Raw genomic sequence first — 23,814 nt, forward strand, 5'->3', positions numbered from 1 at the left:
AACGCCATTGAAACGCCGCGGGCAACGCGCAAGAAGGCGTCACCAGGCGCCTCAGACCTTCAGCGAGTGCATGCCCAGCAGCCCCAGAATGCCCATGATGATGAGGTACAGCGCCACGATGGTGCTGAGCAGACGGGGCATGACGAGGATGAGAATGCCCGCGATCAAAGAGACAAGCGGGCCGATGCTGAGGGTAAAAGACATGGAGCAATCCTGGTGAGGTAGATGACTGGTAGGCCGAGGCTACGGCAAACCGAACGCCGACGAATGTAAGCCATCTTCCCGACCCGGATGCCGACGCATTGCGACAGTGCGCGGCATCCACTGATCAATCTGGGTCCTGCACTGCCACTGCTCCCCTGCGGTCACCCCCAAAGTGGCCCAGCGAGTATCCGGTGCGCGAGCTCAGACGTTGAATTTCTGCCGCGCCTTGCGCACGAAATCGTTGGTGTAGGTGCGTGCCAGCTCCACCTTGAAATCCGCCAACTCGGGGTGCACGCGCGAGAGCACGCGCAAGGCCGTGGCTGCGCCATCATCGGGCATCATCCCGTGGGTCGAATAGGTCTCGCGCACCCGGCTGAAGGCCGCCAGGTAAAGCCCCCGGTCTCCCATCAGGTAGCCCGGAGGCACCGCCTTGACAAGGTCTGCCGGGGCAGCGGTCTGCAGCCATTTGAGGGCATGCACGATGCCGTTGGCCAGTGCCTGGGCCTGGGCGGCATGTTTTTGCAGGAAGGGCTGCGGCGCATAAAGACAGCTGGCTGGCAGGGCGCCGCCAAACATCTCCTGCGCGGCCTTGAGTGAGCGCATGTCGCCCGCAATGCGTGTGTCTGCCTTTTGCTCCAGCAGCGTCATGATCGGGTCGGCATGGCACAGCGCATGCACCTGTCCGGAACGCAGCGCATTCATCGCGGCCATGCCAGAGCCCACGCCCACAAACGCCACGTCACGCGGCCCCATGCCCGCTCGGGCCAGCACCACGCTGGCCGCCAAGTGCGTAGATGACCCCACCGATGACACGCCAATGCGCCGTCCCTGCAGATCCGCCAGATCCTTGTACGCAGGCAGCGAGCGTTGCGAAACCCCCAGCGCCAGTTGAGGCGCACGCCCCATCACCACCAGCGAGCGGTAGGACTGGCCACGCACCTGCTGCCGGATGGTGTGCTCGAAGGCTCCGGCACAGACATCGGCCCCACCCTCCTGCACCGCCTGCAGGGCCAGGGCGCCGGCCGAAAAATCACGCACCGTCACGTCCAGACCTTCCGCCTTGAAGTAGCCCAGCTGGTCGGCCAGCGCCAGCGGCAGGTGGTAGAGCACGCCCTGTCCGCCCACGGCAATGGTGACGTTGCCCAGCGCTGCTGCCCCCTCTGCCTGCGCCCGCACAATGGCAGGCGCAAACACCCCGGCCGCCGACAGGGCGGTGACGGCGCCAAAGGCGCGGCGGGTGAGCAATGGGCGGGTCATGGAAATCCGTGAGAATCAGTGGAAGCAGCAATGCTGCATTGCAACAATCGTGCCCCAGAGCCCACAAACCCGCATCAGGGGGAATCCCTGCGGGTTTCTACGTACCAGGGTTAAAAGAAACTGGAGCCCGACAGGCAGCCCCCGAAAGAGTGGCGCCAGCCTTTCTTCAAAGGCCGGGCTGGCAAAGATCAGCGGTAGCCGACGAACAGGATGCCGATATTGACCAAAAACGCTGCGGCCCAGACCACACTGCGCACGGTGGGCATGTCGGACACGTACATCATGATGTAGAAGATGCGCAGCATGACGTACAGCAGCGCCAACATGTCCAGCAACGTCTGCCCCGCCCCGAGCAGGTGCGCGATGATCACGGCACCGATGAAGAACGGCAAGCCTTCGAAACTGTTGGCCTGCGCCGCATTGGCGCGGGCCCGCCAGTCGGTCTGCCGAGCCATCCAGGCGCGGGGGTCACGGTTGTCAAAGCCACCGTCCTTGCGCGACTTGCCGAAGCTGCCACTCTTGGCCAGCCAGGCGCAGCCCATGGGAAGCAGGGCTGCGATCAGCACGCACCAGTAGGCCACTGTGAACCGTGCGACATGCATGGTGGTATTCATTTTTAAGCCTTTTTTGGCTCTAGCGCTTGATACACAAGCGCTAGCAGCTATTAAATTGTGAGTATTCTAGCCGCCGCAGGCACAAGTTTCGCGAACAAACACTTAGCGACGATCCACCAGCGCATGCGCAATCGTGCCCAGGTCCACGTACTCCAGCTCGCTGCCCACGGGCACGCCGCGCGCGAGCCGTGTCACGTGCAGCCCCCGGCTCCTGAGCGCCTCGCTGATCACATGGGCCGTGGCCTCTCCTTCGGCATTGAAGTTGGTCGCCAAAATGACCTCCTGCACGGTGCCGTCGGTGGCCCGGTCCATGAGCTTTTGCAGGCCAATTTCCTTGGGGCCAATGCCATCGAGGGGGCTCAGCCGCCCCATCAGCACAAAGTAAAGCCCCTTGAATGCCCCCGTGCGCTCCAGCGCCGACTGATCGGCCGGTGTCTCGACCACGCACAGCCGCGTCGCATCGCGCTCAGGGTCCAGGCAGGTACTGCACACCTCGGCCTCGGTGAACGTGTGGCAGCGCGCGCAATGGTGCACGGTGCCCACCGCATCGCCGAGCGCCCGCGACAAGGCCAGCGCCCCCTCCCGATCATGCTGCAGCAAATGAAACGCCATGCGCTGCGCAGACTTCACCCCCACCCCCGGCAAGCGGCGCAGCGCCTGGATCAGAACGTCGAGGGAGTTGGTGGTGGACATGGACAGACTAGATGCGATGCGCGTGACGTTGTAGGGAGCGGCGGAGCCAGGCTTCGACAAGCTCAGCCCAAACGGATGTAGGGAAGACAAACAGGTGCTCGCCCTCTGCCTTCACACCCCACCCTCAAGGGCGTAGCGAGCGGGATGAGCTGCTAGGCGGACGGAGCACAGGAACCGGAACGTACTTCCTGTACGTGAGGATTCCGAGCACCGCCCAACGACGCAGATCGCCCGCTCGGTAGCCAACCCTCAGAAAGGGAATTTCATGCCGCCGGGGAGGCCTGGCATGCCTTGGGTGAGCTTGCCCATCTTCTCCGAAGAAGTCTCTTCCGCCTTGCGCACCGCAGCATTGAACGCCGCCGCAACGAGGTCTTCCAGCATGTCCTTGTCTTCGGCCAGCAGGCTCGGGTCGATGGTGATGCGCTTGACGTCGTGCTTGCACGTCATCACCACTTTCACCAGGCCCGCGCCCGATTCACCCTCCACCTCGATGAAGGCCAGCTCGTCCTGCGCCTTCTTGAGGTTGTCCTGCATCGCCTGGGCTTGCTTCATGAGGCCTGCAAGTTGTCCTTTGTTGAACATGGTGTGGTTTCCTTTGCTTTCTTTCTGGTTGATCGATTCCCACGAAGGGAGAGAGATTCGGTATCCGAGATGCACGGTATTGTGCTGTGCAATGTCAGCGGCCCTCGAAACTGGCACACGCCAATCCAGTGCACTCGTGGAGCTGGCTTTGCCAAGCCACCGAGTGCGTCCCCCTCCCGCGAAGCGAGAGAGGGGGAAGGCGCCGCAGGCGACTCAGGGGGCGCTTCATCTCACGCAGGCTTGATGCTGCCCGGCACGATTCTCGCGCCATAGTCGCGCACCAGCGACTGCACATAGGGGTCGTTGTTCACAATCTCCTCAGCACGGCGCTGGCGCTCGGCCGCGGCAGCGGCATTGCGGCGGGCGGGGCTGTCGATGACGTGGCCCACCTCCACACTGATCTGGGTGGCATGGCCCGCAGCCTCCAGCGCGGCGCGCAGGCGCTCGCGTGCAGTAGGCTGGTTCAGCGACTCACGCTCCACACGCAGCAGCCAGTGGCCTCCGTCGCGCGCCACCAGTTGCGACTGCAGGGCCAGTTCGCGCACCAGGGCGGTAATCGATTCTGCCGCCACCATCTGCTGCACGGTGGCATGCCAGACATCGCCCTCCTCGGTGGGCGTGTAGCGCGCAGAGACGGGCGTGGGCGCAGAAAGCGGCAACGGTTGCAGACGCTCCCCTGGTTCGGGCGATTCACGCACCGGGATTGCTACATATTCAGGAGCGCCTTGCGCTTGCTGAGGTTGCGCTGGACGCTGATTTTGCCCAAATCTCTCGGGCGTACGCACCGGCAGTGCCGTGGCGGCGGAGTTTGCAGGTGATGCAGCACCCGGCTCTTCCGAGCCTGGCCAGGGTGGTGGCTCCGCAGAGTCCACGGATTCGGCGGGTTCTGCAGAAATCTCCGGTGGCAATGCTGGCGAGGCACCTGCTGCAGGCGCTGCGGGAGGCACCGCTGGTGGCACCTGGGGAGCAGGCGCGGGCGTCGGCGCCGTTCGCGCCACGGGGGCTGGCACCGCCACGGCTGCCGCTGCGGGAGCGGCCGAAACCGCTGCTGGTGGGCTGGAAGACGCCGCTTCAGCCCGCGTCAGAGTTTTTTTTTCAGCCGATTCGCCAACACCGCTTACAGGCTTGAACGCCAGCAAGCGCAGCAGCACCATGGTCAGTGCCGCGTACTCATCGGGCGCCAGACCCAGTTCACCGCGCCCGTGCAGGCACAAACTGTAGAGCAGCTGGGTTTCGTCAGCAGGCATCAGCGCGGCCAGGCGGGCCGTTTCTGCGGCCTCGGGGTCGTCGGCATCCACGGCGCCTGCCATCTGGGGCACGGCCTGGAACACCGCCATACGCTGCAGCACGGCGCTCATTTCTTCGAGCGTGGAGGCGGCCGACAGGCCATTGAGACGCAGCGTGTCCGAGGTTTCCACCACGGTCTTGCCGTCGCCCTCGGCCAACGCGCCGATGAGGCGAAACACGTAGGAGCGGTCCACCGCGCCCAGCATCTGGCGCACGGCGGCTTCCTGCAACTGGCCGCTGCCAAAAGCGATGGCCTGGTCGGTGAGCGACAGTGCATCGCGCATGGAGCCCCGCGCGGCGCGCGACAGCAGGCGCAGGGCCTGGGGCTCGGACGATACGTTTTCCGACGCCAGCACCTGCGTGAGGTGGCTCAGGACCGTCTCGGGCGCCATGGGCCGCAGGTTGAACTGCAGACAGCGGCTCAGCACCGTCACCGGCACCTTCTGCGGGTCGGTCGTGGCCAGCACGAACTTGAGGTATTCAGGAGGCTCTTCCAGCGTCTTGAGCATGGCGTTGAACGCCGTATTCGTGAGCATGTGCACTTCGTCGATCATGAAGACCTTGAAGCGGCCCTGCACTGGCTTGTAGACCGCCTGCTCCAGCAGGCTCTGCACCTCATCCACACCCCGGTTCGATGCAGCATCCAGCTCGGTGTAATCCGGGAAGCGACCACTGTCGATATCCGTACAGGCCGAGCACACGCCGCAGGGTGTGGCGGTGATGCCGCCCTGACCGTCGGGCCCCTGGCAGTTGAGCGATTTGGCCAGAATGCGCGACACCGTCGTCTTGCCCACACCCCGCGTGCCTGTGAACAGGTAGGCATGGTGCAGGCGCTGTGTGTTGAGCGCATTGGTGAGGGCCTGCACCACATGCTCCTGCCCCACCATTTCGGTGAAATTGCGGGGACGGTACTTGCGGGCGAGCACGAGGTAGGACATCCGGCAGATTCTACGGGCTGTGCCGAGTGTCCTTCCAGCGCCCACGGCAGCGGGGCTGTTCAGAAAAGTGCATCCGCATCCGTCGTACAATCGACGGTGACGGGCCTCCTCGCATGGTGAAGCGGCCAACCGGGTCAGGTGGGGAACCAAGCAGCCCTAACTGTGGAGTCAGTGCCGGGGGTAAGGCTCGTCAACTTCTTTTTTTGCGCTGTCGCGCAGCCCCCTCCCAGCGGCGACATTCTTCGCGATGTCCCCTTGCCTGGCAAGGCCAGGCCCTTCGCCTCAGGCGCAAGCACCTTTCGTTCAGCGTTTTCAAGTTCCGGCAGCTTGGCGCAGCCAGTGCAGCGCGCCCAACCCCGCCACGCGGCCACTGGCCAAGCTGGCCGTGAGCAGATAGCCCCCGGTGGGCGCCTCCCAATCGAGCATTTCGCCCGCGCAGAACACGCCCGGTAAGGCATGGGCCATGAGGTGCGTGTCCAGCGCCTCAAAAGCCACACCACCCGCGGTGCTGATGGCTTCGTCGATGGGCCGTGTGGCCACGACCGTGATGGGCAGTGCCTTGATGGCGTGTGCCAGAGCCACCGGGTCGTTCATGCCGTCCTTGCCCAGGTGTTCATACAGGATGCCCGCCTTGATGCCATCGAGCCCCAGACGGCTCTTGAGGTGGCTGGACAATGAACGTGATCCGCGTGGATGGCGCACTTCCACCAGCACGCGTTCCGGCGTGTGGTCGGGCAGCAAATCCAGATGAAAAGTGGCATGGCCGTGGGCCTCGATCTCATCGCGCAGCAGGTGCGACGCGGCGTAGACCAGGCTGCCCTCGACGCCTGTCGCTGTGGCCACGAATTCACCTCTGCGGCTGAACGTGCGGCCCTGGCTGTCGGTGAAAGCCAGCGCCACCGTCTTGAAGGGCTGGCCTGCAAAACGCTCGACAAAATGGGGCGTCCAGCCCACAGCGGGAACGGGGGTGCGGCCGATCAGCTCCTGCAAGAACGCGCGGCGCGTCTCACCCGCCGGCGCATCGGCGCGCAGCACGTCAAAACCACAGTTGGAGGGCCGCAGCGGCGCCACAGCCACACCGCGCTGCGCCAGCAGCGGCACCCAGGCACCATCCGACCCCAGGCGTGCCCAGCTGCCACCGCCCAGCGCCAACACCACCGACCTGGCGGCCACTGCCACCTCGCCCGCAGGGGCTGCAAAACGCAGGGCACCATCGTCCGACCAGCCCAGCCAGCGGTGTCGCATGTGGAACACCACGCCCTGCCCGCGCAGGCGCTGCAACCAGGCGCGCAGCAAGGGCGCGGCCTTCATGTCAGCGGGGAACACACGGCCGGAGGTGCCCACAAAGGTCTCTACGCCCAGGCCTTGCGCCCAGGCGCGCAGCTCGGGCCCGCCAAATTCCTGCAGCAAAGGTTCGACCTGAGGCTGGCGCTCTGCATAGCGGCTGACAAACGGAGCATGGGGCTCGGAATGTGTGAGGTTGAGCCCGCCCTTGCCCGCCAGCAGAAACTTGCGCCCCACCGAAGGCATCGCGTCGAACAGATGAACAGCCACCCCCGCCTGGGCCAGCACCTCGGCCGCCATCAGGCCCGCCGGGCCACCGCCGATGATGACCACATCGCACGGCAAAGTCCCCGCAGGCAGGGCTGGTGCGACGGGTGAATCGGAAGGAGAAAGGGTGTGAGACACGGGAGAACCTTGCTAAAAGTGGGGGCGTTGTGCGGGTTGGAAGCCCTGGGTGCGGGTCAAAACAAAGAGCCTTGCGCAGAATCTGCAGGCCCCGGCGCGGGGCGTGGACGCTCGGGCTTTGCTAAGGCATCCGGCGCAGCGGGGGCGAGAGTATGCCCGACGGCGGCAGGGGTGGGCCCGCCCCCTGCCCGCACCAAACGCCCATCGCCTGTGAGGAAGGCCGCGTGCACGGCCTCGCCCGGCATCAGGGCCTGTACGGCTTCTTGGTAGCGCTGCAGTTGCGCCACCAGCGCTTGCTGGCGCTGAGGCTGGGAGGCGCTTTTGTAGTCGAGCACCCACCAGCCTGCCACGGCGTCATCTGCAGACAGGGCACGGCGCAGCACCAGCCGGTCGATGCGCAGGCTTTGGCCCTGGTAATGCAGCGGGGCTTCGTTGATGGCGGTCTGCACCAGCTCCGGGTCCCACGCCCAGGCTCCCTCCCCGGCCAGGATGCCCTGTGCCATGCGGGCCGCCAACTCGGCCGCTGCAGGGGCAATGTCGTGGTCGCTGGCCAGCCTTGCAATGCGCGCAGCAGGCCAGCCGTGGGTGCGCAGGTCGGCCAGCGGGGCACCGGCCACACCGGCCTGCTCCAACAGTTGGTGCATGGCGTCGCCCTGGCGTGACAGGGGGGTGGACTCGGCGTCGCCAGGCATGGCCACGGGCGTAGCACTGGTGGGGTCGGCAGCTGCAGCACCAGGTTTGGTGCGGGCGCTTTGCAGGGCTTCGGGCAGGGGGTGCAGCGCGGCAATGGTGAAGGTGTCGGGGGTCGCACCGGCTCCAGCGGAAGGCGCTGGGCCCGCGCCCGCGTCCACCTCGGTCACCAGTGGTGCCAGTCGGTTCCACCAGCTGCCCGGCGCCGAATTGCCGGGTTGCACGGACGACAGCGCCAGGCAATGTTTGGCGCGCGTCATGGCCACGTAGAGCATGTTCAACTCCTCGCGGCTGCGGGCCTGCTGCTCGGCGACCAGCGCGGCCTCTGCACTGGGCGGCGGGTTCGATTCGCTGGCCAGAAAAACGAAGGCCGAGGGCACTGCCTGCTCGCCAGGCCAGTCCACCAGCACGCCCATGGTCTCGGCTTTTTGCGGGCGGGTGTCGGTGTCGAGCAGCAGCACGCAGTCGGCCTCCAGCCCCTTGGCGCCGTGCACCGTCAGCAGGCGAACGGCCTGCGCATCGGCCCGGCCGGGGGCGCGCACGCCGCACTTCTTCATGGCCCGCACAAACGCATAGGGCGTGAGGTAGCGGCCGCCGTCGTGCTGCAGCGATGCCGCCAGCAGCGCGCGCAGGTTGGCCTGCACTGCCTGGCGCTGGGTGACCGGGGCAGCAGCGGCGAAGCAGGCCAGCACGTCGCCGTGCTCGTAGATGGCATGCAGCGCATCGTGCGGCGGCAGGCCACTCACCCAGTCTTGGTATTGAATCAAAACAGGCCTCAGCGCTTTCAAATCAGGCGCAAGCAGCTCACTTTTTAATAGCAAATCAAACCAACTGCAGCCCGCATGTTCCGGCTGGCGGCGCAGCACGGCCAAGGCCACCAGGGCGTCGTCGCCCAGGCTGAAAAGGGGCGACTTGAGCGCGCGGGCCAGCGACAGGTCGTGGGTGGGCGAGACCAGTACATCCAGCAACGCCACCATGTCCTGCACCTCGGGCGCGTCGAACAGGTCCGCCTTTTCGGGCTGCACACAGGGCAGGTGCAGGGCGCGCAGGGCGTCTTGCATGCTGGCCAGGCGGTCGCGCTTGCGGGCCAGCACCAGCACCTCTTTGGGCGGCGTGCCGCTGGCAATCTGCGCGGCCACCCAGGCAGCGGCCTGGGTGCATTCGCGCATGCGCTGGGTTTCTTCGGCCTCGTGGCGGGGTTCGGTCAGGCTGTCGCGCCAGGCCAGGGGGTCGCGCGCTGCGCCCTGGCCATCGTCGTCCGCGTCGGTGATGGCGGGCAGGCGCAGCAGCTGGCCTGTATGTTTCGATTCAGTGGTGTGGTCGCGGAATCCGCTGGTCTCTTGCTGCGCCTGGGCCTGGCCCATCACGGCGTTGACGGCGCCGATCACGCCCTGCGCATTGCGGCGTGTGTGGTCGCAGCTCAAAAGATCACCGCCCAGCCCATCGCGCACAAAAGCCTGCGCGGCGATGAACACCTGCGGCTCGGCGCGGCGAAAGCGGTAGATGCTCTGCTTGGGGTCGCCCACGATGAACACGCTGGGTGCGGCCGAACCACCGCCCGAGCCCGCATAGCCGGACAGCCACGCGTGCAGCGCCTGCCACTGCAGCGGGTTGGTGTCCTGGAACTCATCGACCAGCAGGTGGCGGATGCGGGCATCGAGCCGCTCCTGCACCCAGCCGCTGAGCACCGGGTCGGCCAGCATGACCAGGGCGGTGCGCTCCACATCGTTCATGTCCACCCAGCCGTGCTGCTGCTTGACGGCCACAAACTGCGCAATCAGGCAGCGCGCCAGCCGGGCCATGCGCTGCTGGTGCTGCCAGGCCTCGTGCTGGCGGCGGGCGGTGAGCAGGCGCTGCAGCTCGGGCTCGGCCTCCTGCGCGGCGGGGAACTTCTCCAGGTTCTTGGAGAGGCGGTCTTCCTTGGCCACGAACATCGCACGGCGCAATTGGTCCAAGCGCTGATTCAGGTCGGCGCAGGCCAGCGCGTCGATGATGGCGTCCGCCGCTTTCTGAGGGGTCTTGTTGGCCTCTGCGCCCAGGGCGCTGGCGCGGCTGCGCCAGCGTTGAAGAGCAGCTTCGGTCTGCAAAGCATCGGCCGGCTCTGCCAACGCGGCCAGTTCGGGGTAGGCCTGCTGGAACGACGGCACCGAGGCATCCACCACACCTGCCTCGTCGGCCAGATCGAACTCCACCCGCTTGGCCAGCGCCGCTGCCAGGGCCTTGTGCGTTTGCGAGCGGCCGTGGCGGGCCACCACGGCTTCGTAGTCGGCGCGCAGGCTTGCGCTGTCGGCAACGGTCTGCAAGAACGGGGGCCACACCTCGCGCACGGCCTCGGCATCGTCTTCGAGCAGCTCAAAGTGCGCGGGCAGGCCCTGTTGCTGCAGCAGCGCCAGCGGGGCTGTGCCCAGCAGCGCGGCAAACCAGCTGTGGAAAGTGCGGATTTGCACCGGGCGGCCCGCTTCGAGCAGCTGGCGGTATAGATTTTGTAGCGCCTCGCGCTTTTCCAGCGCGCCTTGGGGGCTGATTCCGCGTGCAATCAGCTCGGCCGTCAGTTCTTCCACCGGCTTGTGGCTGAACTGCTCCAACCATTCTTGCAGGCGCTGGCGCATTTCGCCCGCCGCCTTTTTGGTGAAGGTGATGGCCAGGATCTCGTGCGGCGCGCAGCCGTCGAGCAGCGCTCGCAGCATGCGCGAGACCAGCATCCAGGTCTTGCCCGCACCCGCGCAGGCCTCCACCGCCACGCTGCGTGCGGGGTCGCAGGCAATGGCATAGAAGGCCTCGCGCGAGACGGGGCGGCCGTTGTGTTCGTAGGCGGCCTGGGTGGGTTGTGGAATGCTGACGGTCATGGCGTCTCTTGCGCGGGCAACGCCTGTTCAGCGTCCGCCCAGTAGTCTTTGCGGCACAGGCCGCGCACGGCGCAGAACTCGCACACCGAGCCCTCGCCCAGCGCGGGCAGCGGCGCACCGGCGGCGATGCGGGCCATGTCGTGCTGTATGCCTTCGATCAGCACATCGCGCAGGTGCACCACCTCGTCCTGTTCGTGTATCTGTGTCTCGCCGCGCTCGCCCACGTTGACGTAGGCAGCGCGCAGGGTATCGTGGCTCAGCAGGGCGGCGTAGAAGGCCAGTTGCGTGTCCTCCGCTCCGCTCTTGATGCGCTGGCGGGTCACGCTGTCGCTTTCGGTTTTGTAGTCAATCACCAGCACCGTGGGCTCGCCGGTAGACGAGACACCATCGATGCGGTCGAGGGTGCCGACCAGCTCCAGATCGCCCAGCGGCTGGCGCGCCTTGACCTCGGCCTGGCGGAAGGTGGCGCCCTGCTGCTCGTGCCCTGCCAGCCATTGCAGGTAGCCGTCGCGCATTTGCGCCCAGCCTGCGGCAAAGGGCAGAAAGTCTCCGTCTTGCAACCGCTGTTCGCGGGTGACAGCCTCGGCGGCGGCGTCCATGCGGGTGCGGCGCTCGTCCGGGTGGTCGGTGGGCTCAGCCAGCAACGCCTCGTGAAAGTGCTGCAGCACGGCGTGCAGCCAGTTGCCAAAGTCGCGCTTGTCCACTTCGGCATCCAGTTCGTCGGCCTCGCGCAGACCCAGCTGGCGCTGTGCAAAGAAGCGGTACGGACAATGGCGCAGGTCGGAATACGCGGTGGACGACAGGTGCGCCACCGGCAACGCCTGGCCCACGGGCTGGGGACGCAGCGTGGGAGTGGCGGCCACCGCACGGGCCGCACGGTCGTCCGTGCCGGGTGTAGCGGCGCCATCCAGTTGCAGGGCCAGCACCAGGGCGCTGGCTAGCAGGGGCTCGCCGCCCTCATCGCCGGTGCGCCACAGCACGTCCACCACGGGCGTGCGCAGGGCGTGGGCCCAGGCGGCCCGCTGGGCGGCCTCCAGCGACTGGCGTGTGGGCAGGCCCCAGGCCTCGCGCTGGGCCTGCGACCAGTCGCCTGATGGTTCAGGCGCGGCTTGCAAACGCTTTTCATCGCAGCCCGGCAGCACGGCGGCGGCAAAGGGACGGGCCAGCAGTTGCGGCAGGGGCACCACCACCACGGGCGCATCGGCGGCCTGTGCGGCCACGTAGCGCCCGGCTTCGAGCACGTCCTTGGCCCATCGGGTGAATTCGGCCAGCGTCATGCGCCGGCCCGCGCTGTCGCCCCAGGCGTCCAGCTCGGCCTGTTGGCCGTCTTGCAGGCGCAGAGCAGCCAGCACACGCATGCCGGCCGGGTCGGCCGAGAGTCCTTGCCACTGGCCCGCCTGCTCCAGCACGGCGCGCAGGGCGGGCAGCCACTGCGCCAGCGGGCGCGCAGTGCGCAGGGTGTCACGCCAGGCCTCCACCGTGGCCACGGTGCGGGCCAGGTGGGGCTGGGCGCTCAGGTCGCGGGCGGCAGCAGCGCTCCAGTGCTGCACCACGCCCTTGCGCAGCCATTGCTCCAGCCGATTCACCTCGCCCGGCATCAGCGCAGGGGTGTGTTTGATCCAGTCCAGCACCACGTTGGAAGAGGCGTTCCACGCCGCAGCCTGCAGCGTGGCCATGACCCGCGAAGCGGCGCGTGTGGTCGAGAGAATCCAGCCACTTTCATCGCGCACCAGCACACCGCTGCTGTCCAGGTGGGCCAGCACGCGGCGGATCAAGGCCCGGTCAGTCGCAGCCAGCGCCACGGGCACCCGGCCATCGCGGACATGGGCCAACACGCAGGCGGCGGCGCGGTGGGCTTCGTCTTCGGCATCGGTGGCTGCGTGCAGAGCGCGTTTTGGCGGCGCGGGAGCTTCATCGACCAATGCTGGCAGCGCAACACAAGCCCCCTGCTCGCCCCAATGGGCCAGCAGGGCCTGGGGGAGCGCGTCGGACTGAAAGCCTTCGAGCACCACCAACACATCCACCGCCGCGCGCACACCGGGCTCGAACAGCACATCGGTGGCGTGACGCGAGGCCAGCACCCATTCCAGCGCCAGGCGCGCCACCAGGGCCTCGTAATGCAGGCTGCTGCCCTCGTCGGCGGTGGCCAGCAGTTTGCGGGCCTCGTCGCCCCAGGCGGCGCGCTGCGCGGGGGGCACAGCGGCCACGGCGGGTGCCAGTTGTGCGGCGGCTTCTTGCAGGGGCGTGGCCAGCATCTCGCGCTGGGCGCCCTGCCCCACACGATCGAGCAAGGCGCGGGCCGTGAGGGTGTCGCGCGCCACGTCGCCCGCAAAGTCGTCGGCCGAAGGCTCAAACACCTGCAACTGGCGAGCCCAGTTGCGGGTGGTTTCAAAGCGCGGCGCAAAGCCTTGCGGAAACTGCAGCGCCCAGTGGCGCTGGGCCCAGGGCATGAGCTGGGCGTAGGGCACCAACACCACTGTGCGCGCCAAATGGGCGCCATGGGCCTGGGCATGTGCGGCCACCTGGGCCAGAGCACGTTGCCACAAGGCGGTGCTGGCGACAGCAAACCCACTGGTTTGATCGCTTTTCGCTATGACTGTCATAGCGTCGCAAGGCCCGGCCACACCGGTGAACGTGGGATTGGTTTCTGTCACAATGCCCAGACTTTAAACGTACACCGGTCACAACCCGCTCAAAATCAAGGAATCCGCCATGGCCAGCGAACTCATCAAACATGTCTCTGACGCCAGCTTTGAAGCCGACGTGCTGCAACCCGGCTCCGCCGTGCTGGTGGACTACTGGGCCGAATGGTGCGGCCCCTGCAAAATGATTGCCCCGATCCTGGACGAAGTGGCAGGCACCTACCAGGGCAAGCTGCAGATCGCCAAGATGAATGTGGACGAAAACCGCGAGATCCCCGCCAAGTTCGGCATTCGCGGCATTCCCACACTGATGCTGTTCAAGGACGGCCAGCTGGCCGCCACCAAGGTCGGCGCCATGAGCAAGGCGCAACTGACCGCCTTCATCGATCAGCAACTGGCCTGATCCGCACCCACAACCCCGCGCCTGCCCATGCACGCGGGGTTGTTTGTTTTCACGACACCACTTGCAGCGCCAGACACAGACCGAATTCGGATCCCGTGAATCTCCCGCTTTTTTTCCTGTCATAATTCCTTCAGATCACCGGCCTGCACGCATTGGCAGCCGGACCGAGATCCCCGGCGAGCCAGACCTGCAAACAGCAGCCCATCTGGCACCAGCCCTCCTCCCCCAAGATTCATACCAGCTCCGCCAAGGAGTCATTCCATGCACTTAAACGAACTCAAGGCACTGCACGTGTCTGAAGTCCTGAAGCAAGCCGAAGAACTCGAAATCGAAAATACCGGCCGCATGCGCAAGCAGGAGCTGATGTTTGCGATCATCAAGAAGCGGGCCAAGACCGGGGAACAAATCATTGCCGATGGCGTGCTGGAAATTTTGCCCGACGGTTTCGGCTTCCTGCGCAGCCCCGACACGAGCTTCACGGCCAGCACGGACGACATCTACATCAGCCCGAGCCAGGTGCGCCGTTTCAATCTGCACACCGGCGACATGATCGAAGGTGAAGTCCGCACACCCAAAGACGGTGAGCGCTACTTCGCCCTGAACAAGCTCGACTCCGTCAACGGCGGCCCGCCGGAGCAGAACAAGCACAAGGTGATGTTCGAGAACCTGACGCCCCTGTTCCCCAAGGAACAGATGAAGCTGGAGCGCGACTTCAAGGGCGAAGAAAACATCACAGGCCGCATCATCGACATCATTGCGCCCATCGGCCGTGGCCAGCGCGCGCTGATCGTCGCCCCGCCCAAGAGCGGCAAGACGGTGATGATGCAGCACATCGCCCACGCCATCACGGCCAACAACCCCGACGTGCACCTGATGGTGCTGCTGGTGGACGAGCGCCCTGAAGAAGTGACCGAAATGCAGCGCACGGTGAAGGGCGAGATCATCGCCTCCACCTTCGACGAGCCCGCCGCCCGCCACGTGCACGTGGCCGAGATGGTGATCGAGCGCGCCAAGCGCCTGGTCGAGCTGAAGAAGGACGTGGTCATCCTGCTGGACTCCATCACCCGCCTGGCGCGCGCCTACAACAACGTCGTGCCCTCCAGCGGCAAGGTGCTTTCGGGCGGTGTGGACGCCGCCGCACTGCAGCGCCCCAAGCGCTTCTTCGGCGCCGCGCGCAAGGTCGAAGAAGGTGGCTCGCTCACCATCATCGCCACCGCGTTGGTCGACACCGGCAGCCGCATGGACGAAGTGATCTTTGAAGAGTTCAAGGGCACGGGCAACTGCGAAATCCACCTGAACCGCCGCCTGTACGAAAAGCGCGTGTTCCCCGCCATCGAGCTCAACAAGAGCGGCACGCGCCGCGAAGAGCTGCTGCTGGCGCCCGAGATCCTTCAAAAGACCCGCATCCTGCGCCAGTTCATGTACAACATGGACGAGATCGAGTCGATGGAGCTGATGATCAAGAACATGAAGGCCACCAAGACCAATGTGGACTTCTTTGACATGATGCGAAGAGGAGGGTGACAGCCACCTGAGGCGCTTTCGCGCCTTCCCCCCTTCTCTCGAATTGCTACGCAATTCGGGAAGGGGGCCGCCGCCAGCGCGGCGGGGCGGGGCGGCCCTTGCGCGGCGGTTCTGGCCAGGGCCTTGCCAGTTTCAGCCGTTACGGGCCGTCGCGAAAATGCCATCAAACCGCCTGTGCAATAATAGAGGGCTTTTTCTGCGGAAAGTACGTTGGATGTTCCACGGCGCAAAGGTTGCTCCGGGTTCAGCGCGGCTCCCGCACTTGACAAGGATTGATCATGAAAGAAGGCATTCACCCCAACTACCGCGAAGTCCTGTTCTCGGACCTGTCCAACGGCTTCAAGTTCGTGACCCGTTCCTGCGTGAACACGAAGGAAATGGAAACCTTCGAAGGCAAGGAATACCCGCTGTTCAAGCTGGATACGTCTTCTGAATCGCACCCCTTCTACACCGGTACGCAAAAGTCGGTGGACAACATGGGTGGCCGCGTGGAGCGCTTCCGCAACCGTTTCGGCAAGACCGCAGCGAAGTAATTCGCCCTTGCGTTCCCGCCAAAAAGGCAGCCCGGGCAACCGGGCTGCCTTTTTCCGTTGGTTTTGCCCTTATTCTCGGTGGCTTCGCTTTGCCGCCCTCTGACGCGTGAATCCACCGACCCCCGCCATCGTTACCCAGAACGCTGTCAGCCCCCTGCCACGCTGGGCACTGGTACTGCTGTGTATTGCCTATGTCGTGCCCGGCTTCGTGGGGCGCGACCCGTGGAAAAGTGCGGATGTCACGGCGTTTGGCTACATGCTGGAGCTGGCCCACGGGCGCACGCCCTGGCTGAGCCCCCTGCTGGGCGGCATGCCCCCGGAAACCGAGGGACTGCTGCCGTACTGGCTGGGCGCTTGGGCAATTCAGCTGGCGCCCCAGTGGGTTTCTGCCGAGATGGCGGTGCGCCTACCCTTCGCACTCCTGCTGGTCATCACCCTCATTGCCACGTGGTACGCCGTCTACTACCTCGCCCGCAGCCCCGGCGCCCAGCCTGTGGCCTTTGCCTTTGGGGGCGAAGCCAATCCACCCGACTACGCCCGCGCCATTGCCGATGGCGGGTTGCTGGCCCTGATTGCCTGCCTGGGCCTCGCGCAGCTCTCGCATGAGGTCACCAGCTATCTGGTGCAGCTCAGTTGCACGGCGCTGATCTTTTTTGCGGTTGCAGCCATGCCCCACCGCACCGTAGCCCCTGCCGTGGCGCTGGCCACAGGCATGGTGGGGCTCACGCTGGCAGGCGCGCCGGCGCTTGCAGCATTGCTGGGACTGGGCAGCATGGTGGTGGTGGTGTATGCGCCAGGCAGCCAGACAGACCATCGCCTGCGCTGGGCCCTGGCCCTCGGGGCAATCACGTTGGCAGCGGCGCTGATCGCCTGGGGGCTCGATCTCTGGCGCTGGCGAATTGTGGATTCCGGCTCAGGCGGCAAAGAGTGGCAGAGCCTGGCGCGGCTGCTGCTGTGGTTTGGATGGCCCGCCTGGCCCCTGGCCCTGTGGACGCTATGGCGCTGGCGCAAGCAGATCATCAGCCGCCAGGGGCACAGGCACCTGCTGCTCCCGCTGTGGTTCTCGGCAGTCTCCATTGCCGCCACCATCACCACCCAACCTGCAGACAGGGCCCTCCTGCTCGGTCTGCCGGCCCTGGCGGCACTGGCAGCGTTTGCACTGCCCACGCTGCGGCGCAGTGTGGGGGCGCTGATCGACTGGTTCACGCTGCTGTTCTTCACCGTTTCAGCGCTGGCGATCTGGGTGATCTGGATTGCCATGCAAACGGGCGTTCCCGCCAAGCCTGCAGCCAATGTGGCCAAGCTGGCCCCTGGTTTTGTGCCGCAGTTTTCCGCACTGGCGCTTGTCGTGGCCCTGGCGGCCACCGTGGGCTGGTGCAGCCTGGTGTGGTGGCGCGCCGCGCGCAACCGGGCGCCCATCTGGAAGAGCCTGGTGCTGCCAGCCAGCGGCGCTGCGCTGGGCTGGCTGCTGCTGATGACTTTGTGGTTGCCGCTACTGGACTACGCCCGCAGCTATCGCCCCCAGGTTCGCAGTGTGATGGCCGCACTGGGCCCATCCCCGGGCTGTGTGCAGACGGTAGGGTTGAACCGTGCCCAGGTGGCGGCTCTGCAGTACCACGGTGGCCTATCGCTGCAGAGGGCGGGCCTGCAGGACGAGTGCGACTGGCTGGTGGCTGACATCGCCTCCTGGCCTCCGTCCGAGCGCATGGTGAATGTGGCGCGCTGGGAAGCCCGGGCCACCATTCCACGCCCCACTGACAAGAACGATCACCTCCTGGTGTTTCACCGTGCGGGGCCTGCACGCTGATGCCCGAATGATGCCGGAGTAATGTCGGAGCTTTCGACCATCTCGCGCCACGCCATCACGGTGCTGGCCGGGCAACTGGCGGTGATGGCGTTTGGCGTGACAGACACCATCGTCGCCGGGCGCCATGGAGAAGCCTCGCTGGCGGCACTCTCGGTGGGCAGCGCCATCTTCATCAGCGTGTATGTGGCGCTGATTGGCGTGCTGCAGGCGCTGCTTCCGGTGTGGGCCGAGTTGCGCGGCGCCCGGCAGACCGACGGCCTGGGCCGGTCTCTGCGGCAGTCGCTGTACCTGTGCGGCGCGGCCTCACTGGTGGGCATGGCCATCCTGCTGTCCCCCGCACCTCTGCTGCGCTGGACCGAGGTGCCGCCAGCCCTGCGCACCGAGGTGGAGAGTTACCTGGCCGTGCTGGCCCTGGCACTGCCGCCTGCCCTGCTTTTTCGCATCTACAGCACCTTGAACCAGGCACTGGGCCGCCCCAAGCTGGTGACCTGGCTGCAGGTGGGCTCGCTGTTCATCAAGCTGCCACTGTCGATCTGGTTCACCTTTGGCGGCGCAGGGCTGCCTGCGCAAGGCGTGGTGGGATGCGCGTGGGCCACCCTGGTGGTCAACGGCAGCATGCTTGCGCTGGCCATCTGGCTGCTGCGCACGCAGGACATCTATGAACCCCTGCGCATCTGGCGCCGTATGGAGCCCCCGCACTGGCCCACCATTGCGGGCTTTGCCCGCCTGGGCATCCCGGCCGGTCTGGCTGTGATGGTGGAGGTGACGTCGTTCACGCTGATGGCGTTGTTCATTGCACGCCAGGGCACCACCGCATCGGCGGCGCACCAGATCGCGGCCAATGTGGCGGCTGTGCTCTACATGGTGCCGCTGTCGCTGGCCATCGCCACCAGCGCCCGCGTCAGCTACTGGCTGGGCGCTGGCGATCCAGCACGGGCGCGCAAGGTGGTTTTTATAGGTTTTAGACTTTCAGCGCTTATTGGTATTGCGCTAGCAGCTATATTATTAATAGCAAAAAATCACATTGGCGGTTTGTACTCCACCAACACCGGCGTGCTGGCCCTGACGGGCGGGGTCATCGTGTGGGTCGCTGCGTACCACGCAGCCGATGCACTGCAGACGCTGTGCGTGTTTGTGTTGCGCTGCTACCGCATCACCGTGGCGCCGCTGGTGGTGTATTGCGTGTTGCTGTGGGGTGCGGGCTTGGGGGGCGGCTACCTGCTGGCCTACCGGGGCCTGGGGCCTTGGGCAGCGGAGCCATCGCCCACACCCTTCTGGGCCGCAAGCGCGGTGGCGCTGTGGCTCACTGCCGCGCTGTTCCTGGCCATGCTGTGGCGTGCGGTCAGACCGGCAGCGAAAACCCGCGCAACCGGTTCGCAGGGAAGGTGACCGAGAACACCGAGCCCTTGCCCAGGGTGCTGGCAATGTCCAGCGTGGCGCCGTGCCGCTGCAGCACATGCTTGACGATGGCCAGCCCCAGGCCGGTGCCACCGGTCTCGCGGGAGCGGCTGCGGTCCACGCGGTAAAAACGCTCTGTCAAACGCGGAATGTGTTCGGGTGCGATTCCCGGGCCTGTATCCTGCACTGAGAAAACTGCGCAGCCATCTTCCATGCGGTGCCACGCCACCGTGATCACCCCACCCGCAGGCGTGTAGCGCACCGCATTGCTGATGAGGTTCGACAATGCGCTTTGCAACTCGGTGGGCACGCCTGCAATGTCGCCCTCGGCATGCAACGCGTCCTTCGACGGAAACACCATGACATGCTGGCGCGGCTGGTTTTGCGAGAGCACGGCCGACAGCGCACGCCCCTCCTCCTCGCACCGCTGCATGAGCGCCTGCACGGGCGTCCACTCCGCCATGCCCGGTGGCGGACTGCCCTCCAGGCGCGACAGGGTCAAAAGGTCTTGCACCACACTTTGCATGCGCAGCGCCTGCTGGGCCATCATGCCCAGGTAGCGCGAGCGCTCGTCGGCACTCAGGGGCAAGGTCTGCAGCGTTTCGACAAAACCGGTCAGCACCGTCAGGGGCGTGCGGATCTCATGGGACACGTTCGCCACGAAGTCGCGCCGCATGGCCTCGGCCTGCTCCAGCGCCGTGACATCGCGCGACAGCAGCAGGGTGCGCCCGTCGCCATAGGGGTGCAGATGCACCGAGATGCGCACCGGCCGCGATGGCGTGCTGAAGCGCCCCTCCAGTACCACATCGTGGCTGAAATCCTGGGCGGCATAGTAGGCCGTGAACTCGGGATCGCGCACCAGGTTGCCGATCGACTGCATCACATCGCGCTGGGCGTCAAAGCCGAACTGGCTGGCGGCCATCTGGTTGCACCACTCGATGCGGCCTTGCGCATCCAGCAGCACCACCCCATTGGGCGTGGCCTGCAGCGCGGCCAGGATCTCCTGCAGCCGGTCCTGGCTGTCGCGGATCTGGGTCTCCTGCCTGCGCAAAAGGCGCCGCGCACGGTCTGCCGCCTCACCCCAGATGCCGCGCATGGCCGGGACTTCGGACAGGTCACCCGTGCGCAGCCAGCGCAGCACACGCGCGCCACGCAGCAGATCCCAGACAAACCAGGCCCACGCCGCCAGGGCGGCGCCCAGGGCTGCGCCCCAGGGACCACCCTGCCACCATCCCAGCCCGCCACCCGCTATCTGCCAGAGCAGGAAATACGAAATACGCCACAGCATGCGGTCAGCAACGCCTTCTCAGAAAAACAGGGGCGCATCCTGTGCGCCCCATCGACAACATCAGGCCCGCGCCCTCAGCACCTGTTCACTCTATCGCTGGAGATCATGACCAGACTCTCAGAGGCTGAGAGTTTTTTAGCCAAGCCCGAAAGGCGCGCCAAAACGCCTCGGATCTAGGCGCAAAGCACAGCCATAGCTGGGGCTATGGCGAGCATTTGCAACGACGAGCCGGGGCGTTTTGGCGTACAAGGCGGGCACGGATAAAAGACTCTCAGCCTCTCAGGCCTGCAACTGCACCTGGGGCTGGGCGGTGAGCCGGTAGCCCGCGCCACGCACGGTTTCCACCATCACGGAGGCGGCGCCCAGGGCTTCGCGCAGCCGCTTGACGTGCACATCCACTGTGCGCTCCTCGATGAAAACATGGTCACCCCACACCTTGTCGAGCAACTGCGAGCGGCTGTGCACACGTTCAGCGTGTTTCATGAGGAAATGCAGCAGCTTGAACTCGGTGGGGCCCACCTTGAGCGGCTGCCCCTGGAAGGTCACGCGGTAGGTGCCGGCATCGAGCACCAGCTCGCCAATGGTCACGCTGTCGCTGACCTGCTCGGGAGCACGACGGCGCAGCACGGCGCGGATCCGCGCCAGCAGCTCCTGCGTGGAGAACGGCTTGGTGATGTAGTCGTCGGCACCCGCATCGAGCCCGGCGATCTTGTCGGGTTCATCGCCCCGGGCCGTCAACATCAGGATAGGGATCGGCTTGGTGCGGCTGTCCGCACGCCACTTGCGTGCCAGCGACAAGCCGCTTTGCCCCGGCAGCATCCAGTCGAGCAGGATGACATCCGGCAGCACGGCATCCAGCTCGCGCTGGGCCGAGTCACCGTCTTCCGCCCAAAAGGGCTGGAATCCGTTGTGGCGTAGATTGACTGCAATCAACTCGGCAATCGCAGGTTCGTCCTCAACGATGAGGACGCGTGGGAGCTTTCTCATAGTTTTGCCAAAGCTCTTTTTACAGAACGGCTGACTCGATCTCATCGAGGGCAGTGTGGCGCACATCCTTGCCCTTGACCAGATAGATGATCAACTCAGCCACGTTCTTGGAATGGTCGCCGATGCGCTCAATCGCCTTGGCCAGGAACAGCAGGTCCAGGCTGGGGGAGATGGTGCGCGGGTCTTCCATCATGTAGGTGATGAGCTTGCGCACGAATCCATCGAATTCCTTGTCGATCAGGTCGTCTTCCTTGAGGATGGCCACCGCCGCCTTGACGTCCAGGCGCGCAAAAGCATCCAGCGTCTTGCGCAGCAGGCCCGACGCCAGCTCGGCTGCCGTGCGCAGGTCGCTCGACGGCAGCGAGCGCGGTGCACCACTCTCGATGATGGAGCGCACCATACGGGCCATCTTGTTGGCCTCATCACCCATGCGTTCGAGGTTGGCTGTGGCCTTGGAGAAGGCCAGCAGCAGGCGCAGGTCGCGCGCCGTCGGCTGACGGCGGGCGATGATGGACGACAGCTCCTGGTCGATCTCGACTTCCATCGCATTGATACGGGTTTCCATCGAGGCCACGGTCTCCACGGCCTCCAGGCTGAACTGCGACAGGGCGTATACCGCCTGGCGAATCTGCGATTCCACCAGGCCACCCATCTCCATCACACGGGCGGAGACGCTGTTGAGTTCGCTGTCGAACTGGGACGAAAGGTGTTTATCGGGCATCTGCTGTCTCCTTAGCCGAAACGGCCGGTGATGTAGTCTTCGGTTTCCTTGCGCTCGGGCTTGAAGAAGATCTGCTCGGTGGCACCGAACTCGATCATTTCGCCCAGGTACATGTAGGCCGTGTAGTCGCTGCAGCGGGCAGCCTGCTGCATGTTGTGCGTCACGATGGCAATCGTGTAGTCGTGCTTGAGTTCGTCGATCAGCTCTTCGATCTTGGCAGTGGACAGCGGGTCCAGCGCCGAGGTGGGTTCGTCAAGCAGCAGCACAGAAGGCTTGACCGCCACGCTGCGTGCAATGCACAGGCGCTGCTGCTGTCCGCCGGAGAGCGACAAACCGCTTTGGTGCAGCTTGTCCTTCACCTCGGTCCACAAGGCGGCCTTGGAGAGCGCCCATTCCACGCGGTCGTCCATCTCGCTTTTGCTCAGGCTTTCGTAGAGCTTCACACCGAAGGCGATGTTGTCGTAGATGGACATGGGAAACGGCGTGGGTTTCTGGAACACCATGCCGATGCGGGCGCGCAGCAGGTTGATGTCCTGCTTGGGGTCCAGGATGTCCTGGCCGTAGAAGTTGATGGTGCCTTCGGCACGCTGGCCCGGGTACAGGCTGTACATGCGATTCAAAGTCCGCAGCAGGGTGGACTTACCACAGCCCGAGGGGCCAATGAAAGCAGTCACCTTGTGCTCGGCAATGTTGAGGCTGACGTTGCGCAGCCCCTGAAACTTGCCATAGAAGAAGCTGAGGTTGCGAAGTTCCAGCGCATTCTTGCTGGGGGTGACGGTAGCGGTGGCGTTCATTGTCAAATCCTGAAAATGGAGGCTGTCTGGGTGGTGTCTGCGTAATGGGCCGACAGGTCAGGCACGGCTCTTTTCGCGCAGGAAAACCCGCGCCACGATGTTGAGGATCAACACCGACAACGTGATGAGCAAAGCCCCACCCCAGGCCAGGCGCACCCAGTTTTCGTAAGGGCTCAGGGCAAACTGGAAGATCACCACCGGCAGGTTGGCCATGGGGGCATTCATGTTGGTGCTGAAGAACTGGTTGTTGAGCGCCGTGAACAACAGCGGCGCAGTCTCGCCACTGATGCGGGCCACAGCCAGCAGCAAGCCCGTCATCACGCCACTGCGCGCAGCACGCAGGGTGACCATGGTGGACACTTTCCAGCGTGGTGCACCCAGTGCAAAAGCAGCCTCGCGCAGACTGCCGGGCACCAGGCGCAGCATGTTCTCGGTGGTACGGACCACCACCGGCACGGCGATCAGCGACAAGGCCAGGCTACCGGCCCAACCTGAGAAATTGCCGACCGTCGCCACGGCAATGGCATAGACGAACAGGCCCAGCACGATGGAGGGCGCGGACAACATGATGTCGGTCACAAAGCGGGTGAGTTCAGCCGTCTTGCTCTGGTCGCCGTATTCCGCCAGGTACACGCCAGCCAGTACACCAATCGGTGTGGATACCAGCACGGTAAAACCCACCATCATGAGGCTACCGACGATGGCATTGGCCAGCCCGCCGCCCTCCGATCCAGGCGCCGGCGTGGACTGGGTGAACATGTTCCAGTCCAGCGCAGCAAAGCCGTTGGAGAGCAGAACGCTCAGGATCCAGAGCAGCACGAACAGACCCAGCACCATCGCACCCAGGGAAAGGGTCAAACCGATGGCGTTGGAGCGCTGGCGCTTTTTGTAAAGTTGTTGGTTGAATTCCATGGAGC

Annotated in this window: 19 protein-coding genes and 1 other RNA gene; 6 read left to right on the forward strand and 14 right to left on the reverse strand. The window is 65.3% G+C overall.

Translation table 11 applies throughout. The annotated features are described in order from the left end of the window. Nucleotides 1-51: 51 nt before the first annotated feature. The 6 genes from ACSQ22_RS18880 to dnaX all read right to left on the reverse strand — a co-directional run bounded on the left by ACSQ22_RS18880 (nt 52) and on the right by dnaX (nt 5,575). A complete protein-coding gene (locus ACSQ22_RS18880) occupies nt 52-204 on the reverse strand; it encodes a DUF3096 domain-containing protein (protein WP_436131225.1) in 153 nt (50 codons plus the stop codon). 201 nt (nt 205-405) lie between these two features. Next, nucleotides 406-1,461: an ABC transporter substrate-binding protein gene (locus tag ACSQ22_RS18885; protein WP_436131226.1), complete on the reverse strand. Its 1,056-nt coding sequence runs from the start codon at nt 1,459-1,461 to the stop codon at nt 406-408. A 188-nt stretch (nt 1,462-1,649) separates the two neighbouring features. Then, nucleotides 1,650-2,075, reverse strand: a complete 426-nt coding sequence (locus tag ACSQ22_RS18890; RefSeq protein ID WP_121420522.1) for an MAPEG family protein — start codon at nt 2,073-2,075, stop codon at nt 1,650-1,652. Between the two features lie 102 nt (nt 2,076-2,177). Next, the gene (recR, locus tag ACSQ22_RS18895) at nt 2,178-2,768 is read right to left on the reverse strand and encodes a recombination mediator RecR (protein ID WP_121505989.1); all 591 of its coding nucleotides are present in this window, start codon (nt 2,766-2,768) and stop codon (nt 2,178-2,180) included. Between the two features lie 249 nt (nt 2,769-3,017). Beyond that, a complete protein-coding gene (locus tag ACSQ22_RS18900) occupies nt 3,018-3,350 on the reverse strand; it encodes a YbaB/EbfC family nucleoid-associated protein (RefSeq protein WP_055398201.1) in 333 nt (110 codons plus the stop codon). Nucleotides 3,351-3,580: 230 nt separating this feature from the next. Continuing rightward, complete coding sequence (gene dnaX, locus ACSQ22_RS18905; RefSeq protein ID WP_436131227.1) at nt 3,581-5,575, reverse strand: DNA polymerase III subunit gamma/tau; 1,995 nt, start codon at nt 5,573-5,575, stop codon at nt 3,581-3,583. Nucleotides 5,576-5,673: 98 nt separating this feature from the next. Between dnaX and ffs the strand changes: the two genes are divergently transcribed. Next, an RNA gene (gene ffs, locus ACSQ22_RS18910) (signal recognition particle sRNA small type) lies at nt 5,674-5,770 on the forward strand. Between the two features lie 117 nt (nt 5,771-5,887). Here the strand turns inward: ffs and ACSQ22_RS18915 are convergent. From ACSQ22_RS18915 to ACSQ22_RS18925, 3 genes are all read right to left on the reverse strand, one after another. Further along, nucleotides 5,888-7,219: a TIGR03862 family flavoprotein gene (locus ACSQ22_RS18915; RefSeq protein WP_436131277.1), complete on the reverse strand. Its 1,332-nt coding sequence runs from the start codon at nt 7,217-7,219 to the stop codon at nt 5,888-5,890. 101 nt (nt 7,220-7,320) lie between these two features. Further along, a complete protein-coding gene (locus ACSQ22_RS18920; RefSeq protein WP_436131228.1) occupies nt 7,321-10,800 on the reverse strand; it encodes a UvrD-helicase domain-containing protein in 3,480 nt (1,159 codons plus the stop codon). Beyond that, entirely contained in the window at nt 10,797-13,403 is a 2,607-nt protein-coding gene (locus tag ACSQ22_RS18925) for a PD-(D/E)XK nuclease family protein (RefSeq protein WP_436131229.1), read from the reverse strand. The genes ACSQ22_RS18920 and ACSQ22_RS18925 overlap by 4 nt, the downstream gene beginning before the upstream one ends. 109 nt (nt 13,404-13,512) lie before the next feature. Between ACSQ22_RS18925 and trxA the strand changes: the two genes are divergently transcribed. From trxA to ACSQ22_RS18950, 5 genes are all read left to right on the forward strand, one after another. Continuing rightward, nucleotides 13,513-13,845 carry a thioredoxin TrxA gene (gene trxA, locus ACSQ22_RS18930; protein ID WP_008906761.1) on the forward strand — a complete coding sequence of 111 codons (333 nt, stop codon included), beginning with the start codon at nt 13,513-13,515 and terminating at the stop codon, nt 13,843-13,845. A gap of 261 nt (nt 13,846-14,106) precedes the next feature. Next, complete coding sequence (gene rho, locus ACSQ22_RS18935) at nt 14,107-15,369, forward strand: transcription termination factor Rho (RefSeq protein WP_055398205.1); 1,263 nt, start codon at nt 14,107-14,109, stop codon at nt 15,367-15,369. Between the two features lie 278 nt (nt 15,370-15,647). Next, on the forward strand, nt 15,648-15,902 hold the full coding sequence (locus tag ACSQ22_RS18940; protein ID WP_008906759.1) for a type B 50S ribosomal protein L31: 255 nt from the start codon (nt 15,648-15,650) through the stop codon (nt 15,900-15,902). Between the two features lie 106 nt (nt 15,903-16,008). Then, on the forward strand, nt 16,009-17,709 hold the full coding sequence (locus ACSQ22_RS18945; RefSeq protein ID WP_121505985.1) for a hypothetical protein: 1,701 nt from the start codon (nt 16,009-16,011) through the stop codon (nt 17,707-17,709). Between the two features lie 21 nt (nt 17,710-17,730). Next, entirely contained in the window at nt 17,731-19,098 is a 1,368-nt protein-coding gene (locus tag ACSQ22_RS18950) for an MATE family efflux transporter (RefSeq protein WP_436131230.1), read from the forward strand. On the opposite strand, the gene phoR is transcribed toward ACSQ22_RS18950, so the two are convergent. The 5 genes from phoR to pstA form a co-directional block, all read right to left on the reverse strand. Beyond that, nucleotides 19,052-20,395, reverse strand: coding sequence for a phosphate regulon sensor histidine kinase PhoR (gene phoR, locus ACSQ22_RS18955; RefSeq protein WP_055398208.1), 1,344 nt, complete (start codon nt 20,393-20,395; stop codon nt 19,052-19,054). The genes ACSQ22_RS18950 and phoR overlap by 47 nt on opposite strands. Before the next feature lie 279 nt (nt 20,396-20,674). Further along, nucleotides 20,675-21,382, reverse strand: coding sequence for a phosphate regulon transcriptional regulator PhoB (phoB, locus tag ACSQ22_RS18960; RefSeq protein ID WP_029412769.1), 708 nt, complete (start codon nt 21,380-21,382; stop codon nt 20,675-20,677). Nucleotides 21,383-21,401: 19 nt separating this feature from the next. Next, nucleotides 21,402-22,103, reverse strand: coding sequence for a phosphate signaling complex protein PhoU (gene phoU, locus ACSQ22_RS18965; protein WP_055398209.1), 702 nt, complete (start codon nt 22,101-22,103; stop codon nt 21,402-21,404). An 11-nt stretch (nt 22,104-22,114) separates the two neighbouring features. Then, a complete protein-coding gene (gene pstB, locus ACSQ22_RS18970) occupies nt 22,115-22,897 on the reverse strand; it encodes a phosphate ABC transporter ATP-binding protein PstB (RefSeq protein ID WP_055398210.1) in 783 nt (260 codons plus the stop codon). Between the two features lie 57 nt (nt 22,898-22,954). Beyond that, nucleotides 22,955-23,809, reverse strand: coding sequence for a phosphate ABC transporter permease PstA (pstA, locus tag ACSQ22_RS18975; RefSeq protein WP_055398211.1), 855 nt, complete (start codon nt 23,807-23,809; stop codon nt 22,955-22,957). Between the last annotated feature and the right edge of the window lie 5 nt (nt 23,810-23,814).

Source organism: Acidovorax sp. LjRoot38, assembly GCF_964252975.1.
Taxonomy (GTDB): domain Bacteria; phylum Pseudomonadota; class Gammaproteobacteria; order Burkholderiales; family Burkholderiaceae_C; genus Acidovorax; species Acidovorax facilis.

Bases quoted from the DNA above. Each gene is read 5' to 3' on its own strand.
- phoU (WP_055398209.1), bottom strand. From the start codon at position 22,103: ATGCCCGATAAACACCTTTCGTCCCAGTTCGACAGCGAACTCAACAGC.
- phoR (WP_055398208.1), bottom strand. From the start codon at position 20,395: ATGCTGTGGCGTATTTCGTATTTCCTGCTCTGGCAGATAGCGGGTGGC.
- ACSQ22_RS18890 (WP_121420522.1), bottom strand. From the start codon at position 2,075: ATGAATACCACCATGCATGTCGCACGGTTCACAGTGGCCTACTGGTGC.
- ACSQ22_RS18900 (WP_055398201.1), bottom strand. From the start codon at position 3,350: ATGTTCAACAAAGGACAACTTGCAGGCCTCATGAAGCAAGCCCAGGCG.
- ACSQ22_RS18880 (WP_436131225.1), bottom strand. From the start codon at position 204: ATGTCTTTTACCCTCAGCATCGGCCCGCTTGTCTCTTTGATCGCGGGC.
- trxA (WP_008906761.1), top strand. From the start codon at position 13,513: ATGGCCAGCGAACTCATCAAACATGTCTCTGACGCCAGCTTTGAAGCC.
- pstB (WP_055398210.1), bottom strand. From the start codon at position 22,897: ATGAACGCCACCGCTACCGTCACCCCCAGCAAGAATGCGCTGGAACTT.
- pstA (WP_055398211.1), bottom strand. From the start codon at position 23,809: ATGGAATTCAACCAACAACTTTACAAAAAGCGCCAGCGCTCCAACGCC.
- ACSQ22_RS18940 (WP_008906759.1), top strand. From the start codon at position 15,648: ATGAAAGAAGGCATTCACCCCAACTACCGCGAAGTCCTGTTCTCGGAC.
- dnaX (WP_436131227.1), bottom strand. From the start codon at position 5,575: ATGTCCTACCTCGTGCTCGCCCGCAAGTACCGTCCCCGCAATTTCACC.
- ACSQ22_RS18925 (WP_436131229.1), bottom strand. From the start codon at position 13,403: ATGACAGTCATAGCGAAAAGCGATCAAACCAGTGGGTTTGCTGTCGCC.
- rho (WP_055398205.1), top strand. From the start codon at position 14,107: ATGCACTTAAACGAACTCAAGGCACTGCACGTGTCTGAAGTCCTGAAG.
- ACSQ22_RS18885 (WP_436131226.1), bottom strand. From the start codon at position 1,461: ATGACCCGCCCATTGCTCACCCGCCGCGCCTTTGGCGCCGTCACCGCC.
- phoB (WP_029412769.1), bottom strand. From the start codon at position 21,382: ATGAGAAAGCTCCCACGCGTCCTCATCGTTGAGGACGAACCTGCGATT.
- recR (WP_121505989.1), bottom strand. From the start codon at position 2,768: ATGTCCACCACCAACTCCCTCGACGTTCTGATCCAGGCGCTGCGCCGC.
- ACSQ22_RS18950 (WP_436131230.1), top strand. From the start codon at position 17,731: ATGTCGGAGCTTTCGACCATCTCGCGCCACGCCATCACGGTGCTGGCC.
- ACSQ22_RS18920 (WP_436131228.1), bottom strand. From the start codon at position 10,800: ATGACCGTCAGCATTCCACAACCCACCCAGGCCGCCTACGAACACAAC.